The organism is Streptomyces sp. NPDC104313, from assembly GCF_055583985.1.
This window is the reverse complement of sequence record NZ_JBVJMW010000008.1, coordinates 336,513-351,869: the sequence shown is the minus strand read 5'-3', so window position 1 is coordinate 351,869 and position 15,357 is coordinate 336,513. Positions and strand designations below refer to the sequence as shown.

General features: G+C 73.6%; 8 protein-coding genes. 3 read left to right on the top strand and 5 right to left on the bottom strand.

Going from position 1 to position 15,357, the window contains the following annotated elements:
• Positions 1-27: 27 nt before the first annotated feature.
• From ACZ60Q_RS21330 to ACZ60Q_RS21310, 5 genes are all read right to left on the bottom strand, one after another.
• Entirely contained in the window at positions 28-2,256 is a 2,229-nt protein-coding gene (locus ACZ60Q_RS21330; protein WP_469636719.1) for a bifunctional glycosyltransferase/CDP-glycerol:glycerophosphate glycerophosphotransferase, read from the bottom strand.
• 189 nt (positions 2,257-2,445) lie between these two features.
• Positions 2,446-3,327 carry a carbohydrate ABC transporter permease gene (locus tag ACZ60Q_RS21325; RefSeq protein WP_469636716.1) on the bottom strand — a complete coding sequence of 294 codons (882 nt, stop codon included), beginning with the start codon at positions 3,325-3,327 and terminating at the stop codon, positions 2,446-2,448.
• A gap of 100 nt (positions 3,328-3,427) precedes the next feature.
• Entirely contained in the window at positions 3,428-4,714 is a 1,287-nt protein-coding gene (locus ACZ60Q_RS21320; RefSeq protein ID WP_469636713.1) for a carbohydrate ABC transporter permease, read from the bottom strand.
• 106 nt (positions 4,715-4,820) lie between these two features.
• The gene (locus ACZ60Q_RS21315) at positions 4,821-6,179 is read right to left on the bottom strand and encodes an ABC transporter substrate-binding protein (protein WP_469636710.1); all 1,359 of its coding nucleotides are present in this window, start codon (positions 6,177-6,179) and stop codon (positions 4,821-4,823) included.
• Between the two features lie 278 nt (positions 6,180-6,457).
• Complete coding sequence (locus tag ACZ60Q_RS21310) at positions 6,458-10,204, bottom strand: FHA domain-containing protein (RefSeq protein ID WP_469636707.1); 3,747 nt, start codon at positions 10,202-10,204, stop codon at positions 6,458-6,460.
• A gap of 645 nt (positions 10,205-10,849) precedes the next feature.
• Between ACZ60Q_RS21310 and ACZ60Q_RS21305 the strand changes: the two genes are divergently transcribed.
• From ACZ60Q_RS21305 to prfB, 3 genes are all read left to right on the top strand, one after another.
• Complete coding sequence (locus ACZ60Q_RS21305) at positions 10,850-12,538, top strand: serine/threonine-protein kinase (protein ID WP_469636704.1); 1,689 nt, start codon at positions 10,850-10,852, stop codon at positions 12,536-12,538.
• Positions 12,539-12,747: 209 nt separating this feature from the next.
• Positions 12,748-13,995, top strand: coding sequence for a serine/threonine-protein kinase (locus ACZ60Q_RS21300; RefSeq protein WP_469636701.1), 1,248 nt, complete (start codon positions 12,748-12,750; stop codon positions 13,993-13,995).
• A 137-nt stretch (positions 13,996-14,132) separates the two neighbouring features.
• A complete protein-coding gene (gene prfB / locus ACZ60Q_RS21295) occupies positions 14,133-15,239 on the top strand; it encodes a peptide chain release factor 2 (protein ID WP_469636698.1) in 1,107 nt (368 codons plus the stop codon).
• Positions 15,240-15,357 lie beyond the last annotated feature (118 nt).

Here is a 15,357-nt window from a genome sequence, read left to right as displayed (position 1 = left end):
GCGGCCGCCGGGCGCCGGGCGCCGGGGTCAGCCCTTGACGCCCGCCCCGGCCCCGTCCTGCGCCGGAAGGGCCGCGGGCGTCCGGCGGGCGGCGGACGGCACCGGCAGCGGCAGCCCGTCCGTCTCCCCGAGGAAGACCCGCCGCACCACCCGTTCGGCGGCGTACCCGTCGTCGTACGGGCAGAACCGGGCCCGGAACGCGGCCCGCAGCTGTGCGGAGCGGGAGCCCCGCCAGTGGTCCGTGGCGAAGATGTCGAACAGCTCGTCCTGGCCCCGGGCCACGATGCCGGGAGGGAACGTCGTGATGTCGAAGTACGTTCCCCGGGCCGCCTCGTGCGCCTCGATGTCGTCGAGGTGCAGTACCACCGGGCGGTCCAGGTTGACGTAGTCGAACATCAGCGACGCGTAGTCCGTGATCAGCGCGTCCGACGCGAGCGCCAGCGTCTCCACGGACCGGTGCCCGCTGACGTCGATGATCCGGGGATGCCGCTCGCGGTGACCGGCGGGGCCCGCCGGGTGAGGCGCTCGGGCCAGGACCACGAACTGCGGCCCCAGGACCCGGACCAGTCGCTCCAGGTCCAGCGCGGGCCGCTGGACACGCCGGTAGTCGCGGTGCGTCGGGGCGTACAGCAGGGCCGTGCTGCCCGCCGGGATACCCAGGGTCTCGCGCAGCCGCGCCACCTCGGCCGGACCGGTGCGGTGGTACACGTCGTTGCGCGGCGAGCCGTACTCCAGCGTCGTGTACGCGGACGGGTAGGCCCGTTCCCGTACGAGGGTGGAGTGCGGGTTCGCCGAGAGGGAGAAGTCCCAGGTGTCCACGGAGCGCAGCAACTGCTCGAAGTCGGTGCCCCGGGCGGCGGCGGGCCGGTCCACCAGATCGGTGCCCACGGTCCGCAGGGGCGTCCCTTCGTGCGTCTGCAGCAGGACCTGGCCCCGGCGCTTGACGAGCCCCCGGTCGAAGGCGGAGTCGTTCACCAAATAAGCGGAGCGGGCCAGCGCCGTCCAGTGGGCGAAGGTGCCGCGCGCGAGATGGCGGGTGCTGGTCGGCACGGTGTGGGCGTCGACGGGCCGGCAGATCCAGGCCGTCCGCACCCCCGGGACCAGCTCGCGGACCTTCGCCTCGATCGCCGCCGGGCCGCCCGTGTACCCGCCGCCGCCCCGGGCGGCGAACACCACGTCCCGGGAGCGCAGCGGCAGCCGCAGCTGGATCCGGTAGTGCGCCCGCAGCGCCGCGCCCCGCACCGCCCGGCGTACGGCCGCCGAACCCCGGCGCAGCCGATCGCCGAGGCGCTGGGCCCCCGACAGGGCCCGGTAGGTGCGCCGCGCGCCGAGCCGCAGCAGGCCGTGCCGCAGCAGCGCGCGGCGGGGGACCGGGGCCCCGGGGGTGTGGTAGCGGCGGCAGGACGCGGTCGCCCGGCGGAAGAACGCGGCGCGGCTGTGGAGCGGCAGCCGGTCCCGGGAGGCGAACAGCGCCGAGAAGTGGTCCAGCATGCGGCGGAACATCACCGGCCGCCACAGGGCGAGTTCGGGGCGCGAGTCGATGAACGCGAACACCCGGTCGTACTGGTCGAAGACGTCGAAGTGCTTCTCGCTGGTGGTGGAGAGGATGTTGCCGCGCCGCCGCTGCCGGTAGGAGACGCAGACCGCGTCGAGCACCGCGATCGACCCGGCCGACATCAGCACCGGGTAGGTCCAGGGGGTGTCCTCGTAGTAGCCGGGCGGGAAGCTGAACCCCTCTGCCTCGATGAACGTGCGGCGGTACGCCTTGTTCCAGACGACCATGAGGAGTTGCAGCAGCTCGGGGCGGTCGGTGAGCCGGAAACGGGTGGGCCCGCCCTCGTCGAGGTGGGCGGCCAGGACGTTGCGCACGCTGCGGCCCGTCCAGTACGTGCGGGCGTAGTCGTACATCAGGACGTCGGGCTCGCCGGCCGCGTCGATCCGGTCGGCGATGATCTGGAGCGCGTCCGGCAGCAGGGTGTCGTCACCGTCGAGGAAGATCAGGTAGTCGCCGCCCGCCCGGCCCATCCCGGCGTTGCGGGCCGGTCCCAGGCCCGTGTTGCGGGGGAGATGCAGTGCGGTGACCCGGGGGTCCCGGCGGGCGTAGTCGTCGGCGATCGGCCCACAGGCATCGGGGGAGCAGTCGTCGACCACGACGATCTCGTAGTCCTTGAAGGACTGGGCCAGCACGGAATCCAGACACGCGTGCAGATACGCCTGGACCCGGAATGCGGGCACGATGACGGAGAACCGGGGCACTACACATCCATGGGTCGATCGTTCGCGGGAACCAGGCAGACCGCAAACGTCGGATGGAATGACAGGGTTACGCCGGACGTGGCAATCGGGGGACGCGGACGGCGAAGCGGCCCGGTTCCGGGGAACCGGGCCGCTCCGGGTTGACGTACAGCCGTACGCCTTCGAGCGCGTACGTCCTTGTGGTGAGGGCTACTTGACCGCGCCCGCCATCACACCGGACACGAACTGCCGCTGGAAGGCGAAGAACACCGCCAGCGGGATCACCATCGACACGAACGCGCCGGGCGCCAGCACGTCGATGTTGTTGCCGAACTGGCGTACCTGCTGCTGGAGCGCCACGGTGATCGGCGGCGCATCGGAGTCCGCGAAGATCAGCGCGACCAGCATGTCGTTCCACACCCACAGGAACTGGAAGATGCCGAGCGAGGCGATCGCCGGACCACCCAGCGGCATCACGACCCGGGTGAAGAGCCGGATCTCGCCCGCCCCGTCGAGCCGGGCGGCCTCCAGCAGCTCGCGGGGGATCTCCGCGAAGAAGTTCCGCAGCAGGAAGATCGCGAACGGCAGGCCGAACGCCGTGTGGAACAGCACCACCCCGAGCGTCGTCTCGAAGATCCCGATGGTGCCGAACAGCTCGGAGACCGGGATCAGCGCGACCTGCACCGGCACCACCAGCAACCCGACGACCAGCAGGAACCACCAGTCCCGGCCGGGGAACTCCATCCACGCGAAGGCGTATCCGGCCAGTGAGCCGATCACCACCACCAGCACCGTGGAGGGCACGGTGATCATGATCGTGCTGACGAGGGATCCGGTGATCGTCGAATTGTCCAGCAGCCGCTGGTAGTTGTCGAAGGTCATCTCCGACGGGGCGGTGAGGACCTTCCACCAGCCGGTCGCCGCGATGTCCTGCGGCCCGCGCAGCGAGGACAGCAGCAGGCCGATCGTGGGCATCAGCCAGAACAGGGCGACCAGGATCAGGAAGACCCGCATCACCCCGCCGCCCGCACGGGCGGCGATCCGCGCGCCGAGGGACTGCTTGGCCCTGATGGACGAGTCGGGTGCGCTCATCGGCGTCCCTCCTTCCGGATCCGGCGGATGCTGCTGTGTTCTCCCGGGGGGCGACCCCCGGACCCCCGGCCGGGAGGCGGCGCGGGGCGGGCGGGGCCCGTCATCGGCGTCCCTCCTTCCGGATCCGGCGGATGTTGAACAGCATCACCGGGATCACCAGCAGCAGCAGGAGCACCGCGATCGCGCTTCCGATCCCCAGGTCCGCGTCCGTGCCGAACGAGGACCTGTACAGCTGGAGCGCCAGCACGTTCGCGTCGTCCTGCGAGGAGCCCGGCGCGATGATGAACACCAGGTCGAAGACCTTCAGCACGTTGATCATCAGCGTCACCAGGACCACCGCGAGCACCGGCGCCAGCATCGGCACCGTGATCCGGCGGAACACCTGCCACTCGTTGGCGCCGTCCACCCGGGCCGCCTCCAGGAGTTCACGCGGCAGACCGGCCAGGCCCGCCGCGATCAGGACCATGGCGAACCCGGCCCACATCCATACGTAACTGCCGATGATCCCGGGCGTCACGAGGGACGGCCCGAGCCAGTCGACGCCGTTGTACGGCTCGCGGAAGTTGTCCGCCGGCAGGCGCAGTCGGGACCCGTCCGCCGAGGCGGGCAGGGTGAATACGCCGTCCGCTCCGGCCGTGGCCGTGGCGACGACCTTCCCGTCCTTCACCGCCTCGACCTTCAGCCCCTTCAGCCCCAGCTCCTTCGGGTCGACGACATTCGGCTTCCCGCCGCCGCCCCGGGTGAAGTCCAGCCACGCCGTGCCGGAGATCCCGTCCCCGGACTCCGCCGGGGCCGCCTTCGCCGGCCGCGCGTCACCCGGCATCTTCACCGGAGCCACGCCCACCAGTGGCACCCGCAGCGGCTGGCCCGCCCGGACCGGCTCCTTGGACAGATACACCCCGCCGTCACCCTTCTCCAGCGGGTGCACGGGCAGCGGGCGCGCCTTCGGGAAGCCGGAGGACTGGTTGAACGTGTCGTGCACGCCCACCGCCACCGCGTTGGCCACGCCCCGCTCGGGGGCCTGGTCGTACACCAGCCGGAAGATGATGCCCGCCGCCAGCATCGAGATCGCCATCGGCATGAAGACGATCAGCTTGAACGCGGTGCCCCAGCGGATCCGCTCGGTCAGCACCGCGAAGACCAGCCCGAGTGCGGTGGCGACCGTCGGGGCGAAGACCACCCAGATCGCGTTGTTCTTCACCGCCGTGACGATGGTGGCGTCGGTGAACAGCGCCTTGTAGTTGTCGATCCCGGCGAAGCCCGTACCGGCCTGGTCGAAGAACGACCGGTAGACCGAGTACCCGATCGGATAGAGCACCAGCGCGCCGAGCAGCACCAGTGCGGGCAGCAGGAACGCCGCCGCGATGACCCTGCGGGTGCCGGTCACGCTCCGGCGGGACTTCCCCGGATCCGGCGGCGGGGAGGGACGTGGACCCGTGTCGTCGGCGGGGGGTGCCGAACCGGCGCCCCCCGCGGTCGCTGTCGTCACGGCGTCAGCTCTTGTACGCCTTGACCGCTTCGGACTCCAGCTGTTTCTGGGTCCCCGCGATGTCCTTCGGGTTCTTCAGGAAGTCCTGGAGGATCTTCCACTCGCCCTTCCCGGGCGTCCCGCCGAACGACTGCGGGGCCTGGTCGGACATGTCGAACCGGACGTCGTCACCGGCGTCGACCAGCGCCTGGGCCATCGTGCGCTGCACGTCGTTCGGGTACGCCTTCAGGTCCAGGCTCTTGTTCGGGGAGATGAACCCGCCCGCCTCGGCCCAGATCTTCGCCGCGTCGGAGGACGCCAGCCAGGTCAGCAGCGCCTGCGCGCCCTTGGTGTCCTTCAGCGCCACCGCCGCGTCGCCGCCGGTCACCACGGGAGAGTCCGCGCCGACCGCAGGGAACGGGAAGACCTTGGCGTCCGTGCCGATCTTCGCCTCGGTCTGCGCGATGTTGACGGCGACGAAGTCGCCCTCGAAGACCATCGCGCCCTTGGGCTGGTCGCCCCCGGTGAAGGTCTGCGTCACCGAGGCCGGGAACTCCGTCTGGAGCGCCCCGTCCGCGCCGCCCGCGATCAGCTCCGGCTTCCCGAACAGCCCGGCCAGTGTGGTCAGCGCGTCCTTGACGGACGGGTCGGTCCACGGGATCTCGTGCTTCGCCAGCCGGTCGTACTTCTCCGGCCCCGCCTGGGAGAGGTAGACGTTCTCGAACCAGTCGGTCAGGGTCCAGCCGTCCGCGCCGCCCACCGAGACCGGAGTGACGCCGGAGGCGGAGATGGTCTCCGCGGTCGTCAGGAAGTCCTTCCAGGTCTTCGGCTCGCTCGCCCCCGCGTTGTCGAACGCGGCGGCGTTGTACCAGATCAGGGACTTGTTGGCGGCCTTGAAGTACACGCCGTACTGGGTGCCGTCCACCGCGCCGAGGTCCTGCCAGACCTTCGCGTAGTTCTTGTCGAGCTGCGCCTTCGCCTCGGGGCCGACCGGCTTGGCCCACTTCTTCGCCGCCGCCTGCTGGATCGCACCGACCTGCGGGATCATCGCCACGTCCGGCGGCTGCTTGCCCGCGATCTTGGTGCCCAGGAAGTTGATGATGGGGTCCTGCGCCGGGACGAAGGTGACGCTCGCGCCCGTACGCTTCTCGAACTCGTCCAGCACCTTGGTGAAGTTCTCCTGCTCGGGTCCGGTCCAGACCGCGGCGACCGAGATGGTCTCACCGTCCAGCTTCGGCAGGTTCACCGTGGACGTGCTGTCCGTGCCCTTGCCGGAGTCGTCGTCCGACTTCTTCTTGCCGTCGCCTCCGCATGCGGTGAGCGCCAGGGCGCCGACCGCCGTGAACACGACCGCGGCCCTGCGTATCGAGAAGGTTGTGCGCATTCCTGCCCCGTCTCTTCTGTACGCGTCCGGCCATGTCCGCATGCCCGGACCACGTCGTCCGTGCGCACAGTCCTACGCCCGGCGCACGGGGCCCGCAATACCGCCGGAGGCCCCAACAGGATGATCGTGATCGCCTCGTGACGTCATGTCAGGGCATGTCGGAAGCCTGCCGGGGCAGGGGTAGGGGCGGGTAGATCAGGAGGCCCGGTCGGACGGTGAACGGCATCAGCGCCGGAGGCCGGGTCGGACTGCGCACATCACCAGCTCCGGAGGCCGGGTCAGGCGGTGAACGGCACCAGCGCCGGCAGCCGCTCGGCGTTCACCGAGCGGGCCGCGCGTTCCAGCGCGCTGGCGAGCAGCGCCAGGTCGGTCGGCCCGTTGCCCAGCTCCCGGACCGGGCGTCGGGTCGGCGGATCGCCCATCCGCTCCCACTCCAGCGGGACGACGGTGGGCCGCAGTGTCGCCGTACGCGGGATGCGGCCGGTGACGCGTCCCCCCTGGAACGGCGTCACCCGGCCGTCCGGATGCCCCAGCCTGCCCCGGCCGGGGGCCGGCTCGTCCGGGGACGGCGTCGGCACCGGGGCGTCCAGCACGATGCGCAGCCGGGCGCCCCGGGCCAGCTCGGTGTCCTCGGTGCGGTCCGGGCGCGCGGAGGTGGCGACCAGGTGCACCCCGAGCCGCCCGCCGTCCCGGGCCACGGCCTCCAGGGCCCGCACCACCGAACCGGCGGCGGGCCGGCCGGGACTGCCGAGCGCCGGGGCGACCAGCGCGTCGAAGTCGTCGGCGAGGACGACGAGGCGGGGCAGCGGTGACGGGCCCGGGTCCCCCGTCCTGGCGACCGGGCGCAGCCGCAGGGTGCCGCTGGCCGGGGAGTCCAGATCGCCCCGTTGCTCGGCGCCGCTCGGCGGACGCCGGCCCACGATCCGGGGTGGGACCTTCTGCTGGGCGTGCCGCTCGTGCCAGGCGGCGAAGTCCAGGTCGCCCAGCAGCTCGGCGCGCCGCTTCAGCTCGCCGCCCAGGGCCTGGGCGAACTCCCGCATCCGGACCGGGTCGCACGCCACGAGGTGCGTGAAGACATGGGGCAGCTCCGTACAGGGGAGCAGCCCTTCGCAGCGCTCCCCCTGATCGCCGCCGGAACCGTCGACGAGCAGGATGCCGAGCCGGTCGGGCCGGGCCGCGGAGGCGAGCGAGGCGGCGACGGCCCGGAGCAGCTCGGTGCGACCACTGCCCGGCGGCCCCTCGATCAGCAGGTGCGGCCCCTCGTCGGCGAGATCGACACTGAGGGGCCCCCGGGGGCCCGCCCCGAGCACGAGGACCGGCCGGCCGGTGTGGGCGGCGCCGGCCGGGGGCGCGGCCCCGCCGGAGACGGACGCCGACGCGGCGGCGTCGCCCAGCTCCCCGGATCCGGCCCCGGAGGGCTGCCCCGGTCCGGAACGCTGGGAGCCCAGATACGGCGTGCGCCCGGAGTCGTGCGTGTCCAGGGGTGGGTAGAGGGGCGGGTAGGGCGTCCGGTCCGGGTCGGCGCGGTGGCTCCGGTACGGCGTGTGCCCGGAGCCGCGGGCATCCAGCGGGGGGTACGTGGTGCGGTCCGGGTCGGGGGCGCCCGCGGCCGGGTACGGAGTGCGGCCGGAGTCGCGGTGCGGGGTGGAGGACGCGGTGCGCTGGGGGCCGACGCGGGGGCCCGCACTGAGGGTGCGCCCGGAGTTGGGGCTGTCCAGCTCCTGGCGGGGCGACGGGGCCGTCGCGGCCCGGGGCGTCGACGCACCCGGCTGGGCCTCCGCCGTGGACGCCCAGCGGGCCATCAGCGAGGCCGGGGTGGCGCGGGCCAGGCCCAGCTCGTCCAGCAGCCGGGCGGACGGCGGCAGCGCCGCGGTCGCCGGCCGGCCCGTCGGCGCGGCTGAGCCCTCCTCGCGCAGCGGAGCCAGGGCCCGTCCGAACCGTTCGGCCCAGGCCCCCGACACCGCGTCGACCGCGGCCACCGTCCCGTGCCCAGCGGCCTGCCCGCCCGCCGTGCGCAGCAGGCGCAACGCCGTGGCGACGTCCCCGCTCAGCATCGCCACCGCCCCGCACTCCCGGAAGGCGATGGAGGCCCGGCAGGCGGCCTCGTACGTCGCGGCCACCGGGGAGGCGGGGGAGGCGGCCGGGGTCTCGGCCAGGCAGATCAGATGGATTCCGGCCGCCGCGCCCGCCCCGGCCAGCCGCGCCGTGGTCTCGCGCAGCATCGCCGTACCGGGGTCGCCGTCCAGGACGACCACCGTGTGCGGACCCGTGTGCTCGCGGGCGGCGTCGGCCACCGAGGCCCGGTCCAGATGCGGCCAGCCGGGACCGAGGGGCCCCTCGTCGAGGCGGCGCACCAGCTCGGCCGTACGGGCGGCCGCCTGCTCACGGTCGTACGCGAGGAGCAGCCGGCAGTCCTGGCCGTGCGTCGGGCGCAGATGCGGCAGCCATCCCAGCCAGGACCACTCGCGCCGCCGCTCCTCCAGCGGGCGGGAGCGGTCCGTGCTGATGAGGACGATCTCCAGGTCGAACGGGGAGTGCAGCGCGGCGAGCTGAGCCACTGTCGCGCGGGCCAGCCCGGCCAGCCGGGCGCGCGGACCGGCGAGCCCCAGCGAACCGGCCTCCCGCAGCCCCACGGTCACCGGCACGGCGGGCACCTCGGCCCGGTCGGTCGTGCCGAGCCGCACCACCAGCGCCTCCGGGTGCTCCGGGTGGCGCTCCCAGAGCCGGGGCCCGGGGCCGAGGGCGGTCAGCAGCACGGCGGCCGGATCCGGCCAGGTGCCCTCGGGGGCGGAGGGCAGCGCGGAGAAGGGGGAGCCGGGGGAGGCCGGGGAGGCGAGGTGGCCGGCCCCCGACGGGCCGCCGGACGGATCGTGGGAACCGCCCGGGAAGTCGTGGGATCCCGCCGCGGAGCCGTACGCGCCGGATCCGGGCGCCGATGATCCGGGCGCCGTCGGGCCACCCGGAACGTCCGGGGCGCGGGAGGCGCCGTACGCGTCGCCCCGCCGCTCGGCGCCGGGCTCGGGGCCCGCCGCCTGTTCGCCCTTCGCGCCGCCCTTGAGCCGCCTCGCCCATGCTCCTATCCCGCGCCGGGGGGCCGGGGCGTCGGCGAACTCCTCGCCGCGGGCGTGGGTGCCGTGTTCCGGGTACGCGTCCGGCCCGGCCTCGGCGTACTCGGGCCGGGAGGCCTCTTCGGGGGCGGAACCCGGGGCTCCGGAGCCGCCGTAGGGCGCCGGGGAACCGGCGGACGCGGGTGCGGAAGCGGGGAATGGGGAGGCCGGTGCGCCGTAACCGTGGCCGTGGCCCTGGGCACCGTGGTCGGGGGTGTGCGTGGAGAGCGTCGCGCCGGTGCCGTGGCCCGGGGCGGGGGAATCCGTCCCGGCGCGGGCCACCCGCAGGTGCCCCTCGCCGTCCGGGGCGGTCGGCAGCGTCGCCGGACGGGAGCCCGCCGTGAGACGGAGGACGGACTCGCCGAGCCGCAGCAGCGCGCCGGGGGCGAGGCGGACCGGCCGTTCGCGCACCTCGACGCCGTCCAGCGAGGTGCCGTTCGTCGAACCGAGGTCCGCGACCGAGACCCGGCCGTCGTCGGAGACCGTCACCGCGCAGTGCAGCCGGGAGACGTCCGGGTCGTCGAGCGGGACGTCCGCGCCGGCGGAGCGGCCGATCCGGATCTGCCCGCCGTGCAGCAGGTGGACGCCGCCCGCGTCAGGGCCCGCCACCACGTGGAGCTGGGCCGGAACGGGGTCGTCCGTCGCCTCGTCGTCGCCGGGGACCTGGAGCGAGAGGACCGCGCCGTCCACCAGGGGCGGTTCGCCCAGCGCGACCCGGTGCCCGTCCAGCCGATCCCGTCCGGCGAAGAGCACGATCGCTCCGCCGCCCTGGGAGCTCTCGGGCCCCGACACGGCGGCGGCCAGCTGGGAGGCGACGGCGGCCAGCGCCGTCCCGGCGGGGGCGGTGACGAGCACGTCGCAGGTGCGCGCCGGGGTCTGGCCGCTGCGCGGCGCGAGGACGGTCAGCCGGATCTGCATCGCCGTCAGCGGTCCCTTCTGCGCGGGGGTGCCCGGCAGGGGAAACGCCCTGTGATTCCCCCCACCCGGCACGGACACGTCGTCCGTACAGGTCGTCACGCACCGCGAGGCTTCGACCTCGCGGATCCGTGCTGGAGGCATCCTCGCACCTGCCACTGACAACACGCCCGGCGGTCACCTTTAAATGATCTTGAATGGTCGGCTGTGGGCGCAAAAGTGCCTGCTTGCGTCCGGATCCCGTCGCTCGGAGGGGTTTCCCGGCAGTCACCTGCCGGATGCCGGGAAGGAATCCGCATCCGCGACCGAACGTCTGACCTGCCTGTGGTCAGCTGTGCGGCAACCTTCCGCCCGGTCTGCGCGTCTTCCCCCGAAACGCGGCCCCCGGTGCCCCGTTCGGCGGCACTACAGTGGGCCGGAACATTCGGGCGGGCCCAGGGGGTGGGGGGGGGGGGGGGGGGGGGGGGGGGGGGGGGCCCGGGGGCGGGGGGGGGGGGGGCCCCCCCCGGGGCGCGCCCCCCCCCCCCCCCCCCCCCCCCCCCCCGCCCCCCCCCCGCCCCCCCCCCCCCCCCCCCCCCCCCCCCCCCCCCCCCCCCCCCCACCCCCGTGGGGGACCGCAAGCACCACGATCAGCAGGGAGCGCATGACGTGCGGCCGGTAGGCAGCAAGTACCTGCTCGAGGAGCCGCTCGGACGCGGCGCCACGGGCACCGTCTGGCGAGCCCGCCAGCGGGAGACCGCGGGCGCCGAGGCAGCCGTCGCGGGTCAGCCCGGCGAGACCGTGGCCATCAAGGTCCTCAAGGAGGAGCTGGCCAACGACGCCGATGTCGTGATGCGGTTCCTGCGGGAGCGCTCCGTCCTGCTGCGGCTCACGCACCCCAATATCGTGCGCACCCGGGACCTCGTCGTCGAGGGCGACCTCCTCGCCCTGGTGATGGACCTGATCGACGGCCCCGACCTGCACCGCTACCTCCGCGAGAACGGCCCGCTCACCCCGGTCGCCGCTTCCCTGCTCACCGCGCAGATCGCGGACGCGCTCGCCGCCAGCCACGCCGACGGGGTCGTCCACCGCGACCTCAAACCGGCCAACGTGCTGGTCGACGAGCGCGACGGCCAGATGCACCCGATGCTCACCGACTTCGGCATCGCGCGGCTGGCCGACTCCCCGGGCCTGACCCGGACCCACGAGTTCGTCGGCACGCCCGCCTACGTGGCACCCGAGTCCGCCGAGGGCCGCCCGCAGACCTCCGCCGTCGACATCTACGGCGCGGGCATCCTGCTGTACGAGCTGGTCACCGGCCGCCCGCCGTTCGCCGGGGGCACCGCCCTCGAAGTGCTGCACCGGCACCTCAGCGAGGAGCCCCGCCGCCCCTCCAACGTCCCGGCCCCGCTGTGGACGGTCATAGAGCGCTGCCTGAGCAAGGACCCGGACCGGCGGCCCAGCGCCGAGAACCTGGCCCGTGGTCTGCGTACGGTCGCCTCGGGCATCGGCGTCCACGCGAACTCCGCCCAGATCGCCGCCGCCGACGGGGTGGGCGCCCTGCTCGCCCCCGACCCGGCGCCCACCGCGGTCCCGGACACCCAGGGCGCGGCCGACCCCACGCAGGTGCTGCCGAGCAACGCGGGCTCCTACGACCCCGCCGCCCCCACCAGCGTCTTCCAGCAGACCGGTGGCCCGGGCGGCCAGGGCCCGGGCGGCCACGCCGACCCGACCTCCGTCCTGCCGCCCGTGCCGCAGCGCCCCGACGGGCCGCCGCAGCCGGATGGGCCGCACCCCTGGCAGTCGCAACTCCAGGCGGCACGCGACCGCAACGATCAGACCCAGGTCCAGTACCTCGACCCGGACCAGGACCCGCTGCGCCGCCGTCCCCAGCGCCAGCAGCCCCCGCAGCAACAGCAGCATCAGCAGCCGCCCCAGCGCCGCCAGCCGCCTCCACAGCACCAGCAGTACCCACCGCAACACCAGCAGCAACACCACCAGCCGCAGCGCTACCAGCAGCCGCAGCCGCCCCAGCGGCAGCAGTACGCGCCCCAACAGCAACAACAGCAGCAGCAGCAGCCGCAGCCGCCCCAGCAGCCGGCCCCGCGCGAGCCGCGTCCGCCGAGGCAGCGCGGCGCCAACCCGATGCGCATCCCCGGGCTCGGCTGCCTCAAGGGGTGCCTGTTCACCGTGGTGCTCCTGATCGTCGCCGGCTGGCTCATCTGGGAGCTGACACCGCTCCAGGACTGGGTCGCCCAGGGCAAGGGCTACTGGGAGGCGATCGGCGACGCGATCGGCACGGTCACCGACTGGATCTCGAAGGTCGGCGACAGCACGGGTGGCTCGGGCGGCGTCTGACCCGTAACGGCCGGGCGAGGTCCAGTCCGTAGCGCCCAGCCCGTAACGGCCGGGCGAGGTCCGACCCGCAACCCTGTCCCTTTGTCGACTTCTCCGGGTCCATTCGGCCCGGAGAAGTGAAGGTCGGTGCCATCCAGGGCGCGTGACACCCCGAACGCCGCGTAGCTTTGTCGACCGGGGGTCCACCGCCAGCCGCTGAGGGAGCAGTCTTGGCACGGAATATCGGCAGCCGGTACACGGCCCACCAGATCCTGGGGCGCGGCAGCGCCGGCACGGTATGGCTCGGCGAAGGGCCCGAGGGCCCGGTCGCCATCAAGCTGCTCCGTGAGGACCTCGCGTCCGACCAGGAGCTCGTGGGCCGCTTCGTGCAGGAGCGCACCGCCCTGCTCGGACTCGTCCACCCGCACGTGGTCGCCGTCCGGGACCTCGTCGTGGACGGCAACGACCTGGCCCTGGTCATGACACTCGTACGCGGCACCGACCTGCGTACCCGCCTCGACCGCGAACGCCGTCTCGCACCCGAGGCCGCCGTCGCGATCATCGCGGACGTCGCCGACGGGCTCGCCGCGGCGCACAAGGCCCACGTGGTCCACCGGGACGTCAAGCCGGAGAACATCCTGCTCGACATGGAGGGCCCGCTCGGCCCCGGCGGCGCGCACCCGGCCCTGCTCACCGACTTCGGCGTCGCCAAGCTGATCGACACCCCGCGCCGCACCAAGGCCACGAAGATCATCGGTACGCCGGACTACCTGGCGCCCGAGATCGTCGAGGGCCTCCCGCCCCGCGCCGCCGTCGACATCTACGCCCTGGCGACCGTGCTCTACGAACTGCTCGCCGGATTCACGCCCTTCGGCGGCGGCCACCCCGGCGCGGTCCTGCGCCGGCATGTCACCGAGACCGTCGTCCCGCTCCCCGGCATCCCCGAGGAGCTCTGGCAGCTCCTGGTCCAGTGCCTGGCCAAGGCGCCGGCCTCCCGGCTGCGCGCCTCGGAGCTCGCCGTACGGCTGCGTGACCTGCTGCCCCTGCTGGCGGGGATACCACCGCTGGAAGTGGACGAGCCGGGCCCGGAGGAGAGCGACCAGCAGCCCGCCGCCTACGACGAGCAGCAGTACACCCCGGCCACCGAGGAGCCCCGCCGCCGCGGGGCGGTCCCGCTGGTGCCCGGCTCCGCTCCCGACTCCAACCGGGACACCCACACGAGCATGCGCGTCCCGGCCCCGGACGAGCTGGCGGGCGGCCCCCTCGGGACCGCCCGCGCCCCCCGCGCCCCGGGCAGGCCCCGGCCCGGCTCCGCCCGCAACAAGGCGGCGGCCGTCCGTAAGCGCCGTATCACCCTCGGTGTCGCCGCCCTCGCCCTCTGCGCGGCCGTCGTGGTCGGCGGCTGGCTGGCCACCGGTGACGGCGACGGGGGCCCGGCACCGCAGGACAGCGAGAACTCGGCCCCGGCGACCCCGTAGGGGCGTCAACAGGGGGCGGGCCCGGACGGTGCCGTACGCCCCTGGCAGAGCCGCCGGGCGTCCTCGCCCCGGTCCGGACCGGCATCCGGTTTCCGGGCGAGGGCAAGCTTCATCCGCCCAGCCGCTACGCTGGACCCGTGGCAGTCGTCGATATTTCCGAAGAGCTGAAGTCCCTCTCCTCGACCATGGGGTCGATCGAGGCCGTCCTGGACCTGGATGCGCTGAGGGCGGACATCGCCGCGCTCGAGGAGCAGGCTGCGGCGCCGTCCCTGTGGGACGACCCGGAGGCGGCCCAGAAGATCACCAGCAAGCTTTCCCACCTCCAGGCCGAGGTCCGCAAGGCCGAGACCCTGCGCGGCCGCATCGACGACCTCGAAGTCCTCTTCGAGCTCGCCGAGGACGAGGGCGACGCCGACGCCCAGGCGGAGGCGGAGACCGAGCTGGAGTCGGTGAAGAAGGCGCTGGACGAGATGGAGGTCCGCACACTCCTCTCCGGCGAGTACGACGCGCGCGAGGCCCTGGTGACCATCCGGGCCGAGGCGGGCGGCGTCGACGCCGCCGACTTCGCGGAGAAGCTCCAGCGCATGTACATCCGCTGGGCCGAGCGGCACAACTACAAGACCGAGGTCTACGAGACCGCGTACGCCGAAGAGGCCGGCATCAAGTCGACCACCTTCGCCGTCCAGGTCCCGTACGCCTACGGCACGCTCTCCGTCGAGCAGGGCACCCACCGCCTGGTCCGCATCTCGCCCTTCGACAACCAGGGCCGCCGCCAGACGTCCTTCGCGGGCGTCGAGGTGCTTCCGGTCGTCGAGCAGACCGACCACATCGAGATCGACGAGTCCGAGCTGCGGGTGGATGTGTACCGCTCCTCGGGCCCCGGTGGACAGGGCGTCAACACCACGGACTCCGCGGTCCGTCTGACCCACCTGGCGACCGGCATCGTCGTCTCCTGCCAGAACGAGCGCTCGCAGATCCAGAACAAGGCGTCCGCGATGAACGTCCTCCAGGCGAAGCTCCTCGAGCGCCGCCGCCAGGAGGAGCAGGCGAAGATGAACGCGCTCAAGGGCGACGGCGGCAACTCCTGGGGCAACCAGATGCGTTCGTACGTCCTGCACCCGTACCAGATGGTCAAGGACCTGCGTACGGAGTTCGAGATGGGCAACCCCGAGGCGGTCTTCAACGGCGAGATCGACGGCTTCGTCGAAGCGGGCATCCGCTGGCGCAAGCAGCGCGAGAAGTAGCCTCGACGGTACGGAGGTTGGGCCCGGACGGGTGACTGTCCGGGCCTTCTTCGTTGCGGAGGACCTGTGCCCGATGCGTCACAGTCCGGCTTCCGCATAGCCGTCAGGAACCCCCATA